This window comes from Ruminococcus albus AD2013, assembly GCF_000526775.1.
Lineage (GTDB): Bacteria > Bacillota > Clostridia > Oscillospirales > Ruminococcaceae > Hominimerdicola > Hominimerdicola alba_A.
In genome coordinates, this window is sequence record NZ_JAGS01000001.1 from 2,451,186 (window position 1) to 2,471,950 (window position 20,765).

Genomic DNA, 20,765 nt, shown 5'->3' on the forward strand with positions numbered 1-20,765 from the left:
CAAACTCCGCGGCGTATTTTTATTTAATATCAACAAACTGTCATCTGTTATGACTCGCTCTCGGCGGGTGTTGTGCCTTTGCTTTTCTTGCCGCCGATGGACATGGTGAATATCTTGTCGCTCATGAATATCTTCAGTGCTGCGGCCATACAGATCACAAGGAATATGAACTGGTAGATAAGTCCGCCTGCATACACGCCGTAGTTTCCGAACATTGCGTTTTCGGAAGCCATGAAGGAGTGTGTGAAGGGTATAGCATATACCACATATCTTACTGCGGGAGACATTGTCTTGATATCAACGAACATTGAAAGCATATAGGGTATCATTGTGCACATCATGATAGGCAGTGTGAGTGTCTGTGCACTCTTTGCATCCTTAGCCAGAACGCCAAGTACCAGCGCAACTGACAGTGCTATCAGTATTGAAAGGAACATCTGGATACCAACGAGTACATACTGTCCTGCGTCCATTGTAAGACCAAGGTCTTTGAGCACCTCGGAATAACCGTTATCGCTGCCGACTTTTTCAAGCACGCCGTTCATCATGTTCTTTGAACCCATCATATAAACAGCCGCCTGCATAGCCGCTACTACTGCTGCCGCCAGCATCTTAGCCGCAATAACGGAAAGTCTGGAGATAGGTGCTGTCAGCAGTGTTTCGAGGGTCTTGTCTATCTTCTCAGTGCTGATGGCGTTGAGTATCATGTTGGAAGACATCATAACCAGTACGAACATCATGATAGGAACTATCATGCCCTGTGCCGAGCACAGCGACATTACTACACTTGCCGAGATATCAGCGCTCTTTTCTGCTACTACGGTAGATTCTTCAAGAGCTATGGGGTTATTGAGGAATGATACCTCTTCATTTGAAAGCTTGCCGTTTGAGACCTTTGTGCTGTATACAACGTCCTTTACTGCCGCTGTCAGGTATTCAACTGCCACCTGTGAACCTGTGTTAAGGTTTGACATTGTAGCGAGGGAGTTGAGTCTCTGCACAAATTTTACCTTTGCGGCTTCATTGTTCTCAACGCTTGCGGTAAAGCCCTCAGGGATTATAACGACGCTCTTAACATCAGCATTTTTCAGTTCCTTGGCATAGTCATCGGAGCTTATATCAACAACATTCACTTCGCCGTCAAGCTGTGCAAGGTTGGCGGTCAGGAATTTTATCATGTTCTTGGTAAACTCGGTATCGTCCTGGTCGCAGATGTTTATATCCATCATAGTCTCAGAGCTTTCCTCTACGGCTTTGCTCATAGCCTGTCCCGCAAATGATAGTATCACAACGGAAATGACCATAGTCATTATCGTCTGCACGCTGAGCATCTCACGAAGCTCTTTTATAAATAGTGTCTTGAATTTCATTTTGTCTCACACCTCTTTGTTCCTTTTCATTACCACAGTCTCGAAAACGTCCTCCAGATTTTCAGCATTGTATTTAGCTATAAGCTCCTCCGGAGTGCCTGTTTCAAGCAGATGACCCTTTGCGATTATGCCAACTCTGTCGGATACGTACTCTATCTCAAGCATATTGTGGGAAGAAAGCAGGAAGCTCATGCCCTCGCCTGCAAGCTTCTTTATCATGCGCCTTATCTCAAGGGCGTTGATTATATCCAGACCCGAGGTAGGTTCATCGAGTATGGCAAGATCGGGCTTTGACATTATCGCTCTTGCCAGAAGAAGCTTTCTCTGCATACCGCGGGAGTAGCTCTGTATCTTATCATTGAGCCTGTCGCCCAGCTCGCATATCTCTCTGCCGCGCTCTACATAGCTGTCAGCCTGCTGTTTGTTGTCGGCATACAGTTCAGCCATGAATTTCAGGTAGTCGATACCTTTCATGTTCTTGTAAGCACCTGCTTCATCGGGAAGATAGGTAATGCTCTTGCGGACTTTGTCAGGCTCGGTAAGTATGCTGTGACCGCTTACCACCGCATCGCCCTCTGTTGCCTGCAAAAGTGTGGATATCATTCTGATAGTGGTCGTTTTGCCTGCGCCGTTAGGTCCTATCAGTGCGAATATCTCGCCCTTGTGTACATCGAAGGTAACTTTCTCCGAAGCGTACACGCCCTTTTTGTACTGTTTTGAAAGTCCCTTGACTTCCAGCACCTTTTCTTTTGTTTCCATACATTTCACCTCATATTTTTCAAATAAAGCTGTCATCAGCGATGTGAGCTATAATTTTCATTCTGTTGTCTCCATCTTTGTTCTATGTTCTGTATTTATCTGTTTGTATATGATCTCTTTCAGTTATCTTCCGTTCAGCTTATTGAAGCCTACTCTCACCAGCAGCATGACTACCATCAGGATAACTGCGGGAGCAATTGTGCTGTCGCCCATATTCATGAAAACATAAGCTATCAGTGAGCCTATACCTATCAGAGCCGCCAGAACTGCTATTATCTTTTTGATCATTGTATTTTTCATATAAGTCACTCCTTTTGTTCTGTACTGTTTTGTTGTATCATACTATCTTATATTTATCTGCTTCTGCGTACTATCCAGTTTGATGCACACATCAAACTTGCCGCACCGCACAGGCAAGCTGTTGCCGCTGAGCTTCCTCTTGATACGCCGATAATGCCCATAATGAGCATAAATACGCTGATTATCCTGAGTGCAAGTGCTTTTCTGTTTTTCATAACGATACTTCCTTTCGTATGCCGTTTTGTTATCTTTTTCTTTTTACTGTTATGACTGTTATTGCAGCCTTAACTGTATGTATACAGTATACACAGTTTGCACAGTTTTGTCAATACCCCACAAATACAATTGTATATACGCACAAGTTTATCAATATTACGCTTGGCGTGGTTGTGCATATGTCCTAAGCAAAGGCATATTTTAGCACCGAACCGTGTATATACACACGTTGAAACTGTGTATATATACACACCTGACATATATACAGTTTATCACGCTAACAGTACAGTAATCTGAGGGGAGATAACTTATTAAAAAGGTATCTCCAGTTAACAACGAAGTCCGATGTGTAAATTTGTGCAAAATGACCCGCATTAATATTTGATTTTTTTTATAAGATGTAGTATAATATACGATGTATGAGTATTTTTATTTAAAAGGAAGATGTAAATGTTATACAGATTGTTTTTCGGTTCGGCTTATAATTTTTTTGATGAGGGAAATCCCTCGAAATATGCGGTCTTCATGCTTTTGATGCTCGCTTTTTCATTCTGGTCATGTTTTCTGGCGCTGAAGTTCTTCAGGAACATTCTGCCAAAGGATCAGGGCAGAGAATTCGCGGTAAACGGTGCGCTTTCGCAGGGCAAGGCAAGGGGCTGCGGACTTATATTCATCACAACGTTCTGCCTTTCGGCAGCACTGTTTATCCCGCTTGACCTTGAATATCTGATATATCTCGTGCTGTTATACGGCGCGATGCTTACAGGCTATCTGGACGATGCCGCAAAGGTGCCTTGGGGCAACCTGAAAAAAGGTCTGCTTGATCTGGTGATATCTCTGGGTACGGCTGTAAATTACTGGCATTTCAACGGCAGCGATATCAAAATGCCGCTGCTGCACCTGAATTTCCACATACCCGCTGTGATATTCATAATACTTGCAGGTGTGCTGGTGTGGACTGCTATAAATGTAACCAACTGCACCGACGGTGTTGACGGTCTGTGCGCTTCACTGGTTATGGCAGTGCTTTTCAGCTTCGTGATGTTCAGCGGTGTTCTGACACTGACAGTAGGCTGGTCATTCCTTGATTTTGCACCTGTGATAATGCTTGCTACACTCGCGGCTTACCTCTGGTTCAACTGTTCACCCTCCACAATGCTTATGGGCGATGCAGGTTCACGTGCGCTGGGTGTACTGCTTGCTATAATATTCCTGATGAGCAAGAATCCTATCAGCTTCATACCCATGAGTATAGTTATCATACTTGACGGCGGTCTCAGCCTGCTGAAAGTAAGTTTCATAAGATTCCTGAAAATGAAGAACTTCATGAAGGATATCCGCACTCCCCTGCACGACCACTGCCGCAAGAACAAAGGCTGGTCTGATACACAGGTTGTAATGCGATTTACGATAATACAGCTGGTAATAAATATAATGTACCTTGCTGCCACAAACTACGACAGACTCACCTCCCTCAGCTGAGCCGAGGGGCGATAAAGACATACAAAAGTTGGTGAAAGACAATAAAACGACTGATAAAGAAATACTTTAAATACGTTCTTGATGTGGGCTTTATCGGGCTTATCATGCTGCTGACATTCAGACTGCTCTTTAAAGGACAGGAGCTTTCGGATATCATCAAAGACCTCAAGAACGCAGATGACAAATGGCTTCTGGCAGGACTTGGGCTTACCTTCTGCTTTGTAGCGGGAGAATCCTGTATCATACATTTTCTGCTAAGGGTATGCCGACAGAAAGTCAAGCTGACAAGCTGTCTGAAATACTCCTTCATAGGGTTCTTTTTCAGCTATATAACGCCCTCGTCATCGGGCGGACAGCCTGCGCAGATGTACTACATGAAAAAGGACGGCGTAAAGATAGGTTTCTCATCGCTGATAATGCTTCTGGTGACGATAGCTTACAAATCAGTGCTGGTGATACTGGGGCTTATCCTGCTGATATTCAACTTCGATGCAATATCCGAACACGGCGACCGTCTGGCATTTCTGATAACGCTGGGATTTGTACTGAATATAGCTTTCATTGCAGGACTCGCTTTCATCGTCGCAAGACCCGACTGGGCAAGACGCGCGGGCATAACCATACTAAACAAGCTGACAGACTGGAAAATAGTCAAGGAAAAGAACCACGAAAAACTGGTAGAAAAGATAAACCGCATATGCGATACCTATGTTATAGGCTCAAAATATGTCAAAGAAAATGCAGTGACAGTTGCTAAGGTGTTCGTGATGACGCTGGTGCAAAGACTGTGCCTGTTCGCGGTGACATGGGTGATATATAAATCCTACGGACTTTCGGGTGTGAGCCTTTATGACATAGTGACCATGCAGGTCATGATAGCCATCGCGGTGGAGATGCTTCCTCTGCCGGGCGCAGCGGGAGTTACCGAGGGAAGTTTCATGCTGGTATTTGGAGCGATATTCGGTGAGGGATATGTAAAGCCTGCATTGCTTCTCAGCCGAGGACTGACATTCTATGCCGTGCTGATAGTGGGCGGCATTGTGACATTTATTGCACACCTGAAAGTTATGCGCTCGGATAAACAGCTGAACATACCGCGGAACTGATCCATTCATAACACGAAAAGCAACGCCCCCCATTCAGTACATAAAAGAACTAAGAACACAACCAATAAAAAGATAAGATAAGAAAAGGGAAGAATTCAAAATGATAGGCTTTTACAATTATTCGGTAATACTAACTTATGTGGGTCTGCTATCCTCAGTATTCGGGATAACGCAGGTATTTGAGGGTCATGATGCGATAGCGTTTTTCTGCCTTGTGATATCGGGCATATGTGACCTGTTCGACGGCAAGATAGCACGTTCGATGAAAAACCGTTCAGACCATGAAAAAGTCTTCGGCATACAGATAGATTCTCTATGCGACCTTGTGTGCTTCGGTGTGTTCCCTGCTGTGCTGGGATATCACTATCCTACGGTATATCCAATGAGACTGGTACCATCTCTTATGATAGTCCTAGCGGCTGTTATAAGACTTGCATACTTCAACGTTATGGAAGAGGAACGTCAGCGCGAAACAGAGGAGAACCGCAAGGAGTATGAGGGTCTGCCTGTTACAAGTGTTTGTATAGTTCTGCCGCTGTTGTATATCGGCAGGCATAATATACCCGGGTACATATTCCCGTATGTTTTTCAGGGCTTCCTTGTGCTGATATCCGTAATGTTCGTACTGAAGATAAAGGTCAACAAACCCAGCAACAAGGGTCTGCTGGTAATGTTCACACTGGGGCTTATTCTCTTTTTCAGCTATCTTAAAATGAACCATATCATATAACTCTGTCGGGAGGGAAAAGCCGTGGACATATTTCTTTTCGGGCTACTGGTACTTTTGTTAAGCTGTGTGATAACATTCACAGGTGTGATCGATTTCTTTTTGATAAAAGACTTCATCAAAGAGAGCAGACCCGAGGCTTTGCTGTTCGCACTGCTTGTCTTTGCCACGGGGCATATACTGAGCGGACTCGTATATGCGGCGTTACGCAGGTCGCAGGGTGAAAGGGACTTCAAAGGGAACTTTTTGACTTACCTGATGATCATAAGGTACTTTCCCAGGGCGCTGTTATACATAGTCTGGTACGGCGGAGGTCTTTTCCTGCTGATACTTACCTTTTACTGTCTGAAAGAATCGGGTCGGGAGCTCGGTGTTTATTTCGCAGTGACAGCGCTGTGGGCAGTGCTGACTTATTTCGGACACAAAGCTCTCAGAAAGATCGTTCTTGGCAATATCGACCCCGACAGCATAGAATGGCCGAACTCATATTATGAAAAGGATATCCGCACGATAGTAGCAGCTGTCGAAAAATGCGATACGAACGGCACATTCAGCGTAAATAGAAAAAAAGGCGTAGCGTACTGCGCGAACGTTCTCTGCACAGCCTTTTATGACGAAGAAAATGGCGAACTCATGCCTGCAAAGGGATACCTCCACTGGTTCGTAAGAAATCAAACATACGATAACTGCGGCAAAATAAAGGGCTTTACCGAAAACGGGCTGTACCGTGTGCGTGTTCGTGAAAAAAAGAAAAAGAATACGGACGGCACAGAAGAACACCAAGGGTTCTGGCTTGAAAAGATCGTTGATAAAAAAGTGCAGTGTCCCGAATTACAGGCATATGTGGACGAATACAACAAGCCCATCATAGTTAAGGACGAATTCTTCGGAGAGCTTAAATACGACAGAACAGAAGAGCGTTTCGAGGGTGAGATAAAGTTCGGCGAAGACAGTATCGGAGTATATATCTATGCGGAATATGAGCCCGAGAAGTGGGAGGCAATTATAAAAAATGCGGCTGAACACGTAGGCGATATATCCGAGCTGGACGAAAAATGCAGGAGATATGCAGCACAAAATATTGATGAAGTGTTCGATGAAGATAGCAACGAACTCTCCGAGCAGGCTATATACGACGATCTGTCTCCGGTATGTTTAGACATTTATGATGAGACAGAGATCATAGCGGTATATGGTTCCGATAATCTATTTGGCTCACCTGAAATAAGGGTAAGCTATGATAAGGAAAAAGGTTCTTACGACTGGGAAATGGAATGTTAAAGCAAACGCGATCGAAAGGAGTGTATACTCATGAGGTACAGAGACAGACAGGGCAACGAGTATAAAGTCACCACTAATCAGGACAGATTCCTGAATGATGCTTATGACAGCTACCTGGGCAGAAGCGTGCTGGAGATAGCTTCACTGCCCGTATTCTCAAAGGTCAGCAGAAAGGTGCTGAACAGCAGACTCAGCAGCGGATTTATTGAGAATTTCGCCGAAAAGAACGGTATAGATATGTTCGACTACGAGGACAAGCAGTATTCATCTTTCAACGAGTTCTTCACCCGCAGGATAAAGCCCGGCAGAAGACACTTTGAGCCCGACGAACACAAACTGGTCTCCCCTTCGGACGGTAAAGTGAGCGCTTATGAGATAACACCATCGAATACCTTTGTTATAAAGGACTCGGTATACAATGTGGACAGCCTGCTGCGTGACAAAAAGCTGGCACAGAAATACGCAGGCGGATACGCTCTTATCATAAGACTTAGCGTTGATGACTACCACAGATACATATACCCACTCAGCGGTATCAAAAGCCATGACCGCAATATAAAGGGCTTCCTGAATACAGTCAACCCTGTAGCTAACCGCCATGTGGAGGTCTACAAAGAGAATTCCCGTACCTACTGTATGCTGAGAACAGAGTTCTTCGGCGATGTGATACAGATGGAAGTCGGTGCACTGATGGTGGGTAAAATTTCCAACCACCACCCCTGGGGAAATCACAGAGTTCGTCAGGGCGAGGAAAAGGGTATGTTTGAATTCGGCGGTTCGACTATCGTAGTACTGCTTGAAAAAGGCGCGGCAATAGTTGACGAAGACCTGCTGATAAACACCCGCGAGGGCGCTGAGACAAAGGTGCGTCAGGGTGAACAGCTGGCGAAGTCTGTAAAATAAGGACAGCGCTTATGGATATCGAAGCTACAAAAGCATATTACGCAGGTATGAGCAGAAACAGTGTATGCAGCTGTGATTATTGTCAGAACCTGGTCGATGAGATAAAAAGTGCATACCCTGAAGTCGCTGAGTATCTTTTGGGGCTTGGCGTGGATATTGAGCGTCCTTTTGAGGTCTTTCTGCCCATAGAGAATGATGACGGATATATGGACTATTATGCGGTGCAATACCTTGTGGCGGGCGAGCCTGATGGTTTTGAGGAAACGAAGATAGGTGATATCTCCGTTTACGTCACAGAGGTTCACCCCGACGCGACATACAAAGATAAATATTTTGTCATTGAAGCGGGAACATTCCATATAAAATGCAGATATGACAAGTATAAATTCAACTGAGAAACGGTGAATACTATGTGCCTTATATGTGACAGGATAGATATGATAAAAAAGGGCGAAAACCCCTATTTCGTAAAAGAGCTCGAAACTGGCTATGTGGTCATAGGCGACCATCAGCATTTCTACGGTTACACACTTTTTCTGTACAAGCACCACGGTGATAAGACCGAGCTTTTCCACCTTGACAAAGCTGAAAGAGCTAAGTTTATGGAAGAGATGGTACTTGTTGCCGAAGCGGCGGCAAAGGCTTTCGGGGCTGAAAAGATGAACTATGAACTTCTCGGTATGGGTGACGCTCATCTGCACTGGCACCTTTTCCCGCGGAGAACAGGAGATATCGGCAATTGCTACAACAACGGCAGAGGACCAGTATGGAGCATACCCATGGACGTAATGTACAGCGACGATAATCGACCCACTGCGGAGGAGCTTGAAGAAATGAAGCGAAAGCTCCGCGAAGAGCTTGACAAGCTTACGTAAGGAAAAATGAATCATAAACAAAGTTGGTGAATCAATTGCTTAGATACAACGCGGCAGATATCGACAATAAATATTACTACGAAGGCAATGACCTTGGCGCAAATATCGTCGGCGAGGAAAAGGACAGAACAGTTTTCAAGACCTGGTCTCCGCTGGCTACGGGAGTTTATCTCAACCTATATCTTGACGGCGAAGGTGACAACCTCATTGAAACTCTGCCGATGGAAATGCTTGACAAGGGCGTTTGGTACGTTGAGCTTTTCCGCAGCTGTGACGGGCTTTTTTATACATTTTCCTACGAATTCGAGTATATGAACAACCGCATGGAAACTATTGACATATATGCAAAAGCCTGCGGTATCAACGGCAACAGGGGCGCTATCGTTGATTTCGATACCACCGACCCCATTGGCTGGGATAAAGTATCCAAGCCGAAGTGCCTTAATGCCTGCCAGGCGATAGTTTATGAGTGCCATATCAGAGATATCACCATTGACGAAAGTTCGGGAGTCTGTCCCGAGCACAGAGGAAAATTTCTTGGATTTACCCACAGCAGAACACGCTGCGGTAAATCGGAGACCTGCCTCGACCACCTGAAAGAACTTGGGATAACCCACGTTCATCTGCTGCCTGTGGCGGACTATGCCACCGTTGATGAAGCACACCCCGAGAAAGGGCAGTACAACTGGGGCTACGACCCCAAAAACTACAACTGCCTTGAGGGTTCATATTCTACCGACCCTGCCGACCCTAAGTGCCGTATACGCGAGTTCAAGGAACTTGTTATGACACTTCACAAGAACGGCATCGGCGTTATCATGGACGTTGTTTACAACCACACCTTCCACACCGAGGACAGTTCTTTTGAAAAAGCTTTCCCCGGGTACTATCACCGCAAAAGGCGTGACGGCACTTTCTCCAATGGTTCGGGATGCGGAAATGAAACAGCTTCCGACCATAAGATGTTCCGCAAATATATGATAGACTCCCTGAGATTCTGGGCAACGGAGTACAAAGTGGACGGTTTCCGCTTTGACCTTATGGCTCTCCACGATATCGAAACTGTTAATATCATACGCGACGAACTTGACAAGATCGACCCAAGCCTGCTGATGTACGGTGAGGGCTGGACAGGGGGAGAATCTCCCATGCCTGCGGATAAACTTGCATACAAATGGAACAGCTACGAATTCGGCAGGGTGGGACTTTTCAACGATAATATCCGCGATTCGGTAAAGGGCGGAACTTTCAACCCCTATGACCTGGGATTTATAAGCGGAAACAGGAACACAGCTTCGATACTAAAAAGAGGTATCGCAGGTTCTGTGCCGCATTATCAGCTTACAGATGCTTCCGAAGCCTGCTGGGCATTCGAGCCGACACAAGCGGTAAATTATGCCGAAGCCCACGACAATCACACCCTTTGGGACAAGCTGAAAATATCGGGCAGCAACCATTACTGCCCATCAGACCTCATCAAGATGGACAAAATGGCAGCCGCTATAATAATACTTTCCCAGGGTATGCCATTTATACAGCTTGGTCAGGATTTTCTGCGAAGCAAACCCAGGGAACTTTCGGCGAACGAAAAGCCCAACGAACTGAACGTATACAACGGCAACAGCTACAACGCCCCCGATCACACAAACGCGATAAAGTGGGGCAAAAAGAACAAGTACCGCGGTGTATTCAACTACTACAAGGCACTGATAAAACTGCGTAAATCCAGCGAACTTTTCCGCATGGCGAACAAGCTGGACGTTGAACGTCACTTGCAGTTCATGGATACAGGTGACGCAAACTTTATAATATGGAAACTGGAAAATGCCAAGGAATGTTTTGTTATCGCCCTGAACCCCTACTTAGAGGAAAGGTATTTCAACCTGCCCTGGGGCATATTCCACAAGCGGCTTGACGAATGTGGTCTTATCGGCGAGGAAGAATTTTCGGGATACGTTCGCTGTGCGCCGCTGTCCGCAACGGTTTTCAAGAGGATATGAACTGATACGATATAATATGATAGGATAATATTCATAAAAAAGGAGCGTTTTTTATGCATAAAGAATTTCTGATGGGCAACGCTGCCATTGCAAGAGGTGCGATAGCGGCGGGGCTTAATGTTATCTCGGGATACCCCGGCACCCCCTCAACGGAAGTGCTGGAAACTGCCGCAAAGAACAACGACGGCAGCCTGTATGTTGAGTGGTCGGTAAACGAGAAAGCTGCACTGGAAGTAGGTGCGGGAGCAGCATACAGCGGTGCAAGGTGCATGGTCACCATGAAGCAGGTGGGACTGAATGTGGCTTCCGACCCGCTGATGAGTCTTGCATACATCGGCGTTAAGGGCGGTATGGTGATACTCGTAGCTGATGACCCGGGCCCCATATCTTCCCAGACCGAGCAGGATACTCGTACTTTCGCGGCTTATTCAAAGCTCCCCTGCTTTGACCCCTCATCGGTGCAGGAAGCTTACGACATGATACAGACCGCATTCGAGTACTCCGAAAAGTACCATACCCCCGTGCTTTTCCGCCCGACAACGAGAGTCTGTCACGGCTATGCTTCTATCGAAGTAAAAGACGAAAACGAGCTGAAAAAGAATCAGCCCGAGGGATTTGTACGCGACCCCATGAAGTGGGTCATCTTCCCGAGACTTTCATTCAAGGCGCACGGTGATATCGAAAAGCGCAACAGTGAACTTTCCGCTGTATTCAGCGATAGCGGTCTTAACCCGACTTTCAGCGGTATGGGCAAGCGCGGTATCGCAACACAGGGTATAAACTTCACCTACACCAGAGAAGCGCTGAAAGCTCTTGATATTGAAATACCGCTTTTCAAGGTGGGCACTCCTTTCCCTTTCCCCGAGGAAGCTGCAAAGGCTTTTCTTGAGGGACTTGATGAAGTTCTCTGCATAGAAGAGCTTGACCCTGTCATCGAGAGAGGGCTGATATACGTATGCGGAAAGTACGGTCTTAAAACAAGGATATACGGCAAGCAGACAGGCAATATCCCCACAGCGGGCGAGAATACCTGCACATCTGTAAAGGGTGCTGTTGCTTCATTCCTTGGAATATTCCTCCCCGCAGAGGAAAAGGCTGAGGATGTTCCTCCCCTGCCCGTAAGACCTCCCGTTCTCTGTGCCGGATGTCCTCACAGAGCGTCGTTCTTCGCAGTAAAGCAGGCGATGAAAGGCACAAAGAGCGTATTCTGCGGAGATATCGGCTGTTACACCCTCGGCAACGCCATGCCGCTTGATATGGTAGATACCTGCCTTTGCATGGGTGCAGGTGTGAACATCACACAGGGCATAGGTCATATCGCCCCCGATACAAAGTGCTTCGCTTTTGTGGGCGATTCAACTTTCTTCGCATCGGCTATAACAGGAGTTGTCAATGCTGTATACAATCAGGCTGACATGACTCTTGTCGTTCTTGATAACTCCACCACCGCCATGACAGGTCATCAGCCCCACCCCGGCACAGGCAGAACGATGATGGGTCAGGTAGTTGATAAAGTCAACATCGAACAGGTACTCCGCGGCGTAGGTGTTACCACTGTGGAAACTGTTGACCCGCTGAAACTTGATGAAGCTGTTGAAGTAGTCAAGCGTGTGGCAAATGAAAAGGGTGTAAAGGCGATAATATTCAAGTCGCCCTGCGCTGTACTGATAAAGCCTGAAAAGCCCGCAGTTATAGACAATGACAAGTGCATAAACTGCCAGAAATGCAAAAATCTTCTCGGCTGTCCGGGACTTGTTCTCAGGGACGGCAAAGTAGCAATTGAAGAAAGTCTGTGCACGGGCTGTGGTCTGTGTTCGCAGGTATGTCCCGTAAATGCGATAGGAGGCGGCAAAAATGCAGAATAATATTCTTATATGCGGCGTTGGCGGACAGGGCATAGTGCTGACCTCAAAGCTTATCGCGGCAACAGCCATGGCAAAGGATATCCCCGTTATGAGTGCTGAAACTATCGGCATGGCACAGAAAGGCGGAAGCGTTTTCAGCTTTTTAAGGCTGGGCGATGATCTATACTGCCCCATGTTCCCCGAAAAAACTGCTGATCTGATAATAGCATTTGAGCCTGCGGAAGCAGTTCGTATGCTGCCTTACCTTAAGGACGGCGGCAGGGTGATAGTCAATACTCACCCCATCGTACCTGTAACTGTATCCCTGAAAGGCACTGCATACAACGGCAGGGAGATGCTTGAATATCTTGAAAAAAATGTGGATTTCCTGAAAACCATCGACGGTGAAGCAGCCTGCCGTACAGTAGGTTCACCCAGAGCTCTCAACATGATAATGCTTGGACAGTCCGTCCGCACAGGAGTACTCCCCTTCGGCATAGATGATGTTGAGGAGACCATGAAGAAGACAGTCAAGCCCCAGTTCATCGAAATGAACAGCAAGGCGCTCAGGCTGGATATCTGATAAAAGTATAATTGGGCTGTTGCAGCCCCAACAAAGAAAAAGAGCCTGGAACAGACCTGAAATGTAGTTCCAAGCTCTTCTTTTTGTGGTATAATATAATTGCAAAAACCATTAAACCAACGAAAGGATTGTACCACAAAGTGGACGAGATCACAAAAGGCGAGCTGCTATCAAAGAAGATAACAAGGCTGAACAGCACAGAGTTACAAGAACCATTGGAACTGCTGGAAGAACTTAACTACATTAAGATAGTTGAAGAACGAACCCAAAGAGCGGTTAAACCTAAAACGATCATCAAGGTAAACCCAATTATATTTTATGAATAATGTATGACAAGCGTTGACAAACGTTGACAAACGTTGACACAAGTTGTCAACATTTAAAAGCCCGATTTTACGCGCTTTGAGGGTCAAAACTCCTAAACGTTGAAATGATGACGGGGTGTATACGAAAATTGAAAAATGGTGACAAGTTCTATGGTAGCCATTTTAAGTAAATTTACCATATATTGGAATTAATGCCTATATATTTTCATTTTTACACTTACCCCTGTCACGTTTTCAACGTTTGGGCAAAAGCCCCGAAACTTCGGGGAAAATAAGCGTTGAAAATCCTTTCAACGTTTTGTCAACATTGTCAACTTTTGTATTAGCGTGCTAAAGCGTTCCGTATATACTTATTTCGTTTCGGGCGAAAAAATATACTCCCCGACCGTTTTTGAACAGAAAACGGCAGTTCCCGAAAGAACTGCCGTTATAGGGTATGTGAAACTGTATATTACTTGATAGTAACAGTTATCGCATTCTTGATAGGATCAGTTGTGTTCCACTTGCCGTTTACTCTTGCAGCAACTGCTACCTTGTAGGTCATGCCGGGAGTAAGGTTCTTGGGAGTTACATAGCTGTTTGTAGTAACATTGGAAGTCTGAACTCTCCACTTGCCAGCCAGGTATACAGCGATGCCGTACTTGTCAGCACCCTGAACCTTATCCCAAACGAACTGTACCTGATGATACTTTGTGCTGTAATTAGCCTTAACGTTTGTGGGATAATCATTATTCTGAGGCTGAGGATCGGGATCCGGATCGGTATCTGTGTACTCGATACCATCAACGATCGACTCAAAGCAGGGCTTTACAGAGTAATCCTGATTGAACAGCAGAGGATCGCGGTCAGCTCTCCAGCTGATATCATCGGTAGTACCCCATACAACAACTGCGGAGATATAATCCTTGTAGTCAACAAGAGCATCCAGGATATCGCTGTAATACTTAGCCTGGAGATCAAATCTCTTGTCGTTTACGGTGCAGTCAAGCTCAGTGATCTGAATATCAAGACCTGTCTTGCTGTACTTTTCCAGTGCCTGTCTGTACATACTTACACTGGGGAACGGATCAGATGAACCGTTGTTGGTTACGTTAAGATGCGACTGCATACCGATACCATCGATGTAGTGACCATCGGAGTTGATATTCTGGCAGAGCTTTACGATAGCATCGCTCTTCTGCATATACTCGTTGTAATCATTGTAGTAGAGCTTGCAGCCAGAGGGAGCGTACTTCTTAGCGTATACGAATGCGGGCTTGATGAAGGAGTTGTCACCAAAGATCTTTACCCAGGGTGAAGCCTCGTAGTTGTTGGATTCACTGGGGAAGCCTGCTTTTCTGGGTGAACCGTAGTCATCAAAGCACTCGTTTACAACGTCCCACGCATAGAAGTTGACATCGGAATAATCCTTCTTAACAGCTGTAAAGACGTTCTTGATGTAGTTTTCCATACGCTTGAGCATCTTTTCCTTGGATACCCAGTCACCATCGGGATCATAGTTTTCCTTGAAGAACCACATAGGTGTCTGAGAATGCCATACCAGTACGTGACCTCTCATGGGGATATTGTACTTGCGTGCAAATTCAAGGATAGGCTTTGCAGTTTCAAGAGTTACCTGAGGATTCTCATCATCGCCCTTTGCAGCCAGTGCAAGGCAAGCTTCTCTGTCGAGTACGTTCTCGGGCTTGAGCTCGTTACCTGCGGTAAGGCTGTTAAAGTGCTTGCGGATAAGAGCCTTGGTGGAATCGGGAGCTAATTCGGAAACTGTGCAGGCAGTACCGAACTTGAACATATCGCCGTAAACATTTTTCAGAGAAGGCGCATTAACATCCATATTGTTAGCTGCAGGAGTAATGGTGAAATCATCTATATAAAGATCGTTTGCATCGCCCCATGTCTCAACGTATATGGAAACGTCCTTTTCCTCAGCGCCATATGAGAAGCTTGTGTTCAGCTCAACATAATCGCCCTGAGAAACGCCCTTTACCAAGTTAGTGTACTGAGGTTCATCAGAACCGCCGGGAGTATGCTGAAGCGAGATGCAGACTGTGTTATACCACTGAGCCTTTACCTTTACCGAGATATCATACTTTACGCCGGGCTGAAGAACGCCCTTTACTCCGAGTGAAGGACCGTTCCAGCTCTGGTCACGGCCTGTAACAGCCATTACCTTTTTGCCGCTGGGTGCCTTGCTGTCCTCGATGACCTTGATAACAGAAGTATCGCTGTCGCCGCGCTTAGAGAACATTGAACAATCTCCGTCCTCGAAGTCGGTAGAAAATGCTGCATTACCCGAAGCACTGGAACTTGAACTTGTAGCAGCCGAAACTGAATATGCAGTAAACGGTACAGCCGAGCAAGCCATAGTTATACAGAGCGCACAGGCTGACAGCCTTTTTAAAAGATTTCCTTTCATGGTAGATTCTCCTCCCAAAAATTATTATATATTCATTTTATCACATCCAAGGGGAATTGTCAATGAATTTAACCATTGTTTCGCAATTTTTGGTAAGAACAACACATAATTTGCACAAAATAAACCTTCCGTTCAGAAATGGTATGTGCATATTGTTTAATAATAGTGTTCGGATTTTTACGAAGTGAACAATTCGTCATTTTGCGAACATTGAATGAAACCAAATTGACTTTAATTAGATCCTGTGGTATAATGACTGTTGGTATATTTTAAATCACGAAAGCAGGTCAATCATGGAAAGTAAAAACAAGCAAAAAAGCATAATAAAAATAATACGCAATATCATATTGAGCGTTCTGGCGCTTGTCATTCTGATATATGTCATTATCAATATCGTGTTCTGGAAAAAAGGAATGCCGGAACGTTATTTTGATTATGAGGTGTTGGAAAATGACACTATTGAGATAGAACATTACACGGGACCCTTTTTTCTTCTGAATATCCCTGATACTATCGAGGGCAAACCCGTTACATCAATAGGAAATTCTATCTTTGAAGAACCATTATATGAAAATGGTAAATACGTCGATACAAAATATTATGTAATGTACAAATATGTTACAGCTATTCACCTGCCCGATACTGTTGAGGAGATACATTTTTGTGCATTTGAAGACTGTACTAGTCTCATAACGATAAATATCCCATCAAAGCTTAAATACACAGGCGAGCGTATTCTAACCAATACCAAAGTCAGAAAACTCGTTTTTCCGGAGGGTATCACCGAGATAGGCTGCGGTGAAGATATTGATCTTGAATACGACCAAGTTCATGAATCTTTCTCAGAAATGGAATATTTACAAGAGGTAGTCTTCCCAGAAAGCCTGAAAAAGATTGGCAATAATGCTTTCTCGAAATGCCCCTCTCTTAAAAAGATAACACTTCCTGACAGTGTTGAGGAAATAAAATACGGCGCATTTCAGAACAGCGGTCTTACAAAAGCCAATATTCCCCAAGACCTTGTAACTAACTGCGGCTGCATTTTTAAAGGAACCCCCTTTGAGAAAACTCTTGAAAAAGAAGCAACAGGCGATTTCATAATTTTCAATGATGTACTACTTTATAAGTATATCGGTGATGATGAAAATGTTGTGATACCCGATGGGATAGAAAGTATCTGTTCCAGAGCATTCTGGGAAGCTCAAAATATCAAGACCGTTGAGATACCCGAAAGTGTGAAATATATTAATGGTGCATTTCAATATTCTTCGATTGAAAGCCTTATTATCCCAGATACTGTTGATCCTGACAATGATATGTCATTTTACGACTGCTATAACTTAGAAAGTATAACCCTCCCCAATAAAATAAAGAAGATACCAAGATCTGCTTTTGAAAACTGTTTCTCACTTGAGAAAATCACTATCCCTGCAAGCGTTGAAGAGATAGGCGATGATGCCTTTGAAAACTGTACCTCGCTTGAACAGGTTATCAGAGAAGGTTCGCCGAAAATTGGTGAGAACGTATTTAAGGGATGCACAGCGTTAGAGAATAAACCCGAGTAATAAAATAACCACACAAAAAGCTCTCACAGCCGAAACTGTGAGAGCTTTGATTTTGCTATTCAGTTTATCACATCACTGTGATACTTGTTCGCTTTAAAGAATTACTTCTTGTCAGCGATTGCAGCCTGAGCAGCAGCCAGTCTAGCGATCGGCACTCTGAAAGGAGAGCAGGATACATAATCCAGACCGATCTTGTGGCAGAACTCTACAGAAGTAGGATCGCCGCCGTGCTCACCGCAGATACCGCAGTGGAGTTTAGGATTAACGGGCTTGCCGAGCTTGATAGCCATTTCCATCAGCTTGCCAACACCTGTCTGGTCGAGCTTAGCGAAAGGATCGTTCTCGAAGATCTTCTTATCGTAGTAAGCGCCCAGGAACTTGCCTGCGTCATCTCTGGAGAAGCCATAGGTCATCTGAGTCAGGTCGTTAGTACCGAAGCAGAAGAAGTCAGCGTTTGCAGCGATATCGTCAGCAGTCAGAGCAGCTCTGGGTATCTCGATCATAGTACCAACTTCGTACTTCAGATCGGAACCTGCAGCCTTGATAACAGCGTCAGCAGTCTCAACTACAACCTTCTTAACGAACTTGAGCTCCTTAACATCGCCAACCAGAGGGATCATTATCTCAGGCTTAACGTTCCAGTCAGCGTGCTTCTTCTGAACGTTGATAGCAGCCTTGATAACAGCAGCTGTCTGCATCTTAGCGATCTCGGGATATGTTACAGCCAGACGGCAGCCACGGTGACCCATCATGGGGTTGAACTCGTGGAGACCAGCGATCAGAGCCTTGATATCCTCAACGGACTTGCCCTGAGCGTTTGCCAGTGCCTTGATATCCTCTTCCTCAGTAGGAACGAACTCGTGGAGAGGAGGATCCAGGAATCTGATAGTAACAGGGTTGCCTTCCAGAGCCTCATACAGAGCCTCGAAGTCAGCCTGCTGCATAGGCTCGATCTTAGCCAGAGCAGCTTCTCTCTCTTCAACGGTATCAGCGCAGATCATCTCTCTGAATGCTGCGATTCTGTCAGCCTCGAAGAACATGTGCTCGGTACGGCACAGACCGATACCCTCAGCGCCCAGCTCTCTAGCCTTCTTAGCGTCAGCAGGAGTATCAGCGTTAGTTCTAACCTTCAGAGTTCTGTACTTGTCAGCCCAAGCCATGATTCTGCCGAACTCGCCTGCGATCTGAGCGTCAACGGTAGGAATGATACCATCATAGATGTTACCTGTTGTACCATCGATGGAGATGTAGTCACCCTCCTTGAAGGTCTTTCCGCCGAGGTCGAACTTCTTGTTAGCCTCGTCCATCTTGATATCGCCGCAACCGGATACGCAGCACTCGCCCATACCTCTAGCAACAACGGCAGCGTGAGAAGTCATACCACCACGAACAGTCAGGATACCCTGAGCAGCCTTCATACCGGTGATGTCTTCAGGAGAAGTCTCAAGTCTAACCAGAACGACCTTCTCACCCTTCTCAGCCCACTCAACAGCGTCATCAGCTGTGAATACGATCTTACCGCAAGCAGCTCCGGGAGAAGCGCCGAGACCCTTACCAACAGGAGTAGCTGCCTTCAGTGCCTTAGCATCGAACTGAGGATGAAGCAGAGTATCCAGGTTTCTGGGGTCGATCATAGCAACAGCTTCCTGCTCGGTCTTCATGCCCTCGTCAACGAGATCGCAAGCGATCTTCAGAGCAGCCTGAGCAGTTCTCTTACCATTTCTGGTCTGCAGCATATAGAGCTTCTTGTTCTCAACAGTGAACTCCATGTCCTGCATATCGTGATAGTGGTTCTCGAGAGTCTGGCAAACCTGCTTGAACTGCTCGAAAGCCTCAGGGAATGTTTCAGCCATCTGCTGGATAGGCATAGGAGTACGAACACCTGCAACAACGTCCTCGCCCTGAGCATTAGTCAGGAACTCACCCATCAGCTTCTTCTCGCCTGTAGCGGGATCTCTGGTGAATGCAACGCCTGTACCGCAGTCGTCACCCATGTTACCGAATGCCATAGACTGTACGTTAACAGCAGTACCCCAAGAGAAAGGAATATCGTTGTCACGTCTGTAAACGTTAGCTCTGGGGTTATCCCAAGAACGGAATACAGCCTTGATAGCGCCCATCAGCTGCTCCTTAGGATCGTCAGGGAAGTCAACGCCGATCTTAGCCTTGTACTCAGCCTTGAACTGACCAGCCAGTGTCTTCAGATCGTCAGCAGTCAGCTCAACGTCCTGAGTAACACCCTTTTCTTCCTTCATCTTGTCGATGAGCTCTTCAAAGTACTTCTTGCCGACCTCCATAACAACGTCGGAGTACATCTGGATAAATCTTCTGTAGCAGTCCCAAGCCCATCTGGGGTTGTTGGACTTCTCAGCGATAGTGTTAACAACAGTTTCATTCAGACCCAGGTTCAGGATAGTATCCATCATACCGGGCATGGAAGCTCTTGCACCTGAACGAACGGAAACGAGAAGAGGATTCTCCTTGTCACCGAACTTCTTGCCGGTGATGCCTTCCATCTTTACGATATACTCGTTGATCTCCTTCTGGATCTCCTCAGAGATACCGCCGTCCTCATAATACTGTGTGCAAGCCTCGGTAGTGATAGTGAAGCCCTGGGGAACGGGAAGACCGATGTTGGTCATCTCAGCCAGGTTAGCGCCCTTACCGCCGAGCAGTTCTCTCATGTTGGCATTACCCTCAGAGAAGAGATAGCAATACTTAGTTGCCATAGGTTATCTACCTCCAAATATTTTGAAATTCCGTTTTTTTGCACAGCACGATACTGTCAATTCACGGTCGTAAATATATTATAACAGATTTCCGCCAAAATTACCATAGTTTCCGAGCATTTTCATCAATAAAATTTTTCACAATGTTTCCACTCAACTTCTATGCACATTCTACAAAAACAGCCTTTTGGCGCACTTTTTAAGAATGAAAAATAAATGGGATATGAATAGTGCTTTTTACCTATTCACTGTGTATACATCTTAAATATCATAATACGTCAAA

Annotated in this window: 18 protein-coding genes; 12 read left to right on the plus strand and 6 right to left on the minus strand. The window is 45.6% G+C overall.

Annotated features, from left to right (window positions below; translation table 11 throughout):
* Positions 1-47: 47 nt before the first annotated feature.
* The 4 genes from N773_RS0110855 to N773_RS22620 form a co-directional block, all read right to left on the minus strand.
* Positions 48-1,370, minus strand: a complete 1,323-nt coding sequence (locus N773_RS0110855) for an ABC transporter permease (RefSeq protein WP_024857813.1) — start codon at positions 1,368-1,370, stop codon at positions 48-50.
* 6 nt (positions 1,371-1,376) lie between these two features.
* Positions 1,377-2,129: an ABC transporter ATP-binding protein gene (locus tag N773_RS0110860; RefSeq protein WP_024857814.1), complete on the minus strand. Its 753-nt coding sequence runs from the start codon at positions 2,127-2,129 to the stop codon at positions 1,377-1,379.
* A gap of 123 nt (positions 2,130-2,252) precedes the next feature.
* Positions 2,253-2,429 (minus strand): hypothetical protein, encoded by a 177-nt coding sequence (locus N773_RS22250; protein ID WP_155250884.1) that lies wholly within the window; start codon positions 2,427-2,429, stop codon positions 2,253-2,255.
* Between the two features lie 53 nt (positions 2,430-2,482).
* Positions 2,483-2,644: a hypothetical protein gene (locus tag N773_RS22620; RefSeq protein ID WP_196231633.1), complete on the minus strand. Its 162-nt coding sequence runs from the start codon at positions 2,642-2,644 to the stop codon at positions 2,483-2,485.
* A gap of 451 nt (positions 2,645-3,095) precedes the next feature.
* On the opposite strand from N773_RS22620, the gene N773_RS0110875 reads away from it, so the two are divergent.
* The 11 genes from N773_RS0110875 to N773_RS22255 all read left to right on the plus strand — a co-directional run bounded on the left by N773_RS0110875 (position 3,096) and on the right by N773_RS22255 (position 13,772).
* Positions 3,096-4,127, plus strand: coding sequence for a phospho-N-acetylmuramoyl-pentapeptide-transferase (locus tag N773_RS0110875; RefSeq protein WP_024857815.1), 1,032 nt, complete (start codon positions 3,096-3,098; stop codon positions 4,125-4,127).
* A gap of 83 nt (positions 4,128-4,210) precedes the next feature.
* Entirely contained in the window at positions 4,211-5,233 is a 1,023-nt protein-coding gene (locus tag N773_RS0110880) for a lysylphosphatidylglycerol synthase transmembrane domain-containing protein (RefSeq protein ID WP_043537858.1), read from the plus strand.
* 100 nt (positions 5,234-5,333) lie between these two features.
* Entirely contained in the window at positions 5,334-5,963 is a 630-nt protein-coding gene (locus N773_RS0110885) for a CDP-alcohol phosphatidyltransferase family protein (protein WP_024857817.1), read from the plus strand.
* Positions 5,964-5,984: 21 nt separating this feature from the next.
* Complete coding sequence (locus N773_RS0110890; RefSeq protein WP_024857818.1) at positions 5,985-7,241, plus strand: DUF7021 domain-containing protein; 1,257 nt, start codon at positions 5,985-5,987, stop codon at positions 7,239-7,241.
* A 30-nt stretch (positions 7,242-7,271) separates the two neighbouring features.
* Positions 7,272-8,144: a phosphatidylserine decarboxylase gene (locus N773_RS0110895; RefSeq protein ID WP_024857819.1), complete on the plus strand. Its 873-nt coding sequence runs from the start codon at positions 7,272-7,274 to the stop codon at positions 8,142-8,144.
* Between the two features lie 11 nt (positions 8,145-8,155).
* Positions 8,156-8,539: a hypothetical protein gene (locus N773_RS0110900; protein WP_024857820.1), complete on the plus strand. Its 384-nt coding sequence runs from the start codon at positions 8,156-8,158 to the stop codon at positions 8,537-8,539.
* Positions 8,540-8,554: 15 nt separating this feature from the next.
* The gene (locus tag N773_RS0110905; protein ID WP_024857821.1) at positions 8,555-9,019 is read left to right on the plus strand and encodes an HIT family protein; all 465 of its coding nucleotides are present in this window, start codon (positions 8,555-8,557) and stop codon (positions 9,017-9,019) included.
* Between the two features lie 26 nt (positions 9,020-9,045).
* The gene (pulA, locus tag N773_RS0110910) at positions 9,046-11,019 is read left to right on the plus strand and encodes a type I pullulanase (protein ID WP_242840379.1); all 1,974 of its coding nucleotides are present in this window, start codon (positions 9,046-9,048) and stop codon (positions 11,017-11,019) included.
* Positions 11,020-11,072: 53 nt separating this feature from the next.
* Entirely contained in the window at positions 11,073-12,884 is a 1,812-nt protein-coding gene (gene iorA / locus N773_RS0110915; RefSeq protein ID WP_024857823.1) for an indolepyruvate ferredoxin oxidoreductase subunit alpha, read from the plus strand.
* Positions 12,874-13,446, plus strand: coding sequence for an indolepyruvate oxidoreductase subunit beta (locus tag N773_RS0110920; protein WP_024857824.1), 573 nt, complete (start codon positions 12,874-12,876; stop codon positions 13,444-13,446). Before iorA ends, N773_RS0110920 begins: the two co-directional genes overlap by 11 nt.
* Positions 13,447-13,586: 140 nt before the next feature.
* Positions 13,587-13,772, plus strand: coding sequence for a hypothetical protein (locus N773_RS22255; RefSeq protein WP_155250885.1), 186 nt, complete (start codon positions 13,587-13,589; stop codon positions 13,770-13,772).
* A 451-nt stretch (positions 13,773-14,223) separates the two neighbouring features.
* Here N773_RS22255 and N773_RS0110930 read toward each other — a convergent pair whose 3' ends face one another.
* Entirely contained in the window at positions 14,224-16,188 is a 1,965-nt protein-coding gene (locus N773_RS0110930) for an endo-1,4-beta-xylanase (RefSeq protein WP_024857826.1), read from the minus strand.
* Between the two features lie 293 nt (positions 16,189-16,481).
* Between N773_RS0110930 and N773_RS0110935 the strand changes: the two genes are divergently transcribed.
* Positions 16,482-17,753, plus strand: a complete 1,272-nt coding sequence (locus N773_RS0110935; RefSeq protein WP_024857827.1) for a leucine-rich repeat domain-containing protein — start codon at positions 16,482-16,484, stop codon at positions 17,751-17,753.
* 101 nt (positions 17,754-17,854) lie between these two features.
* On the opposite strand, the gene ppdK is transcribed toward N773_RS0110935, so the two are convergent.
* On the minus strand, positions 17,855-20,482 hold the full coding sequence (gene ppdK, locus N773_RS0110940) for a pyruvate, phosphate dikinase (RefSeq protein ID WP_024857828.1): 2,628 nt from the start codon (positions 20,480-20,482) through the stop codon (positions 17,855-17,857).
* Positions 20,483-20,765: the final 283 nt, after the last annotated feature.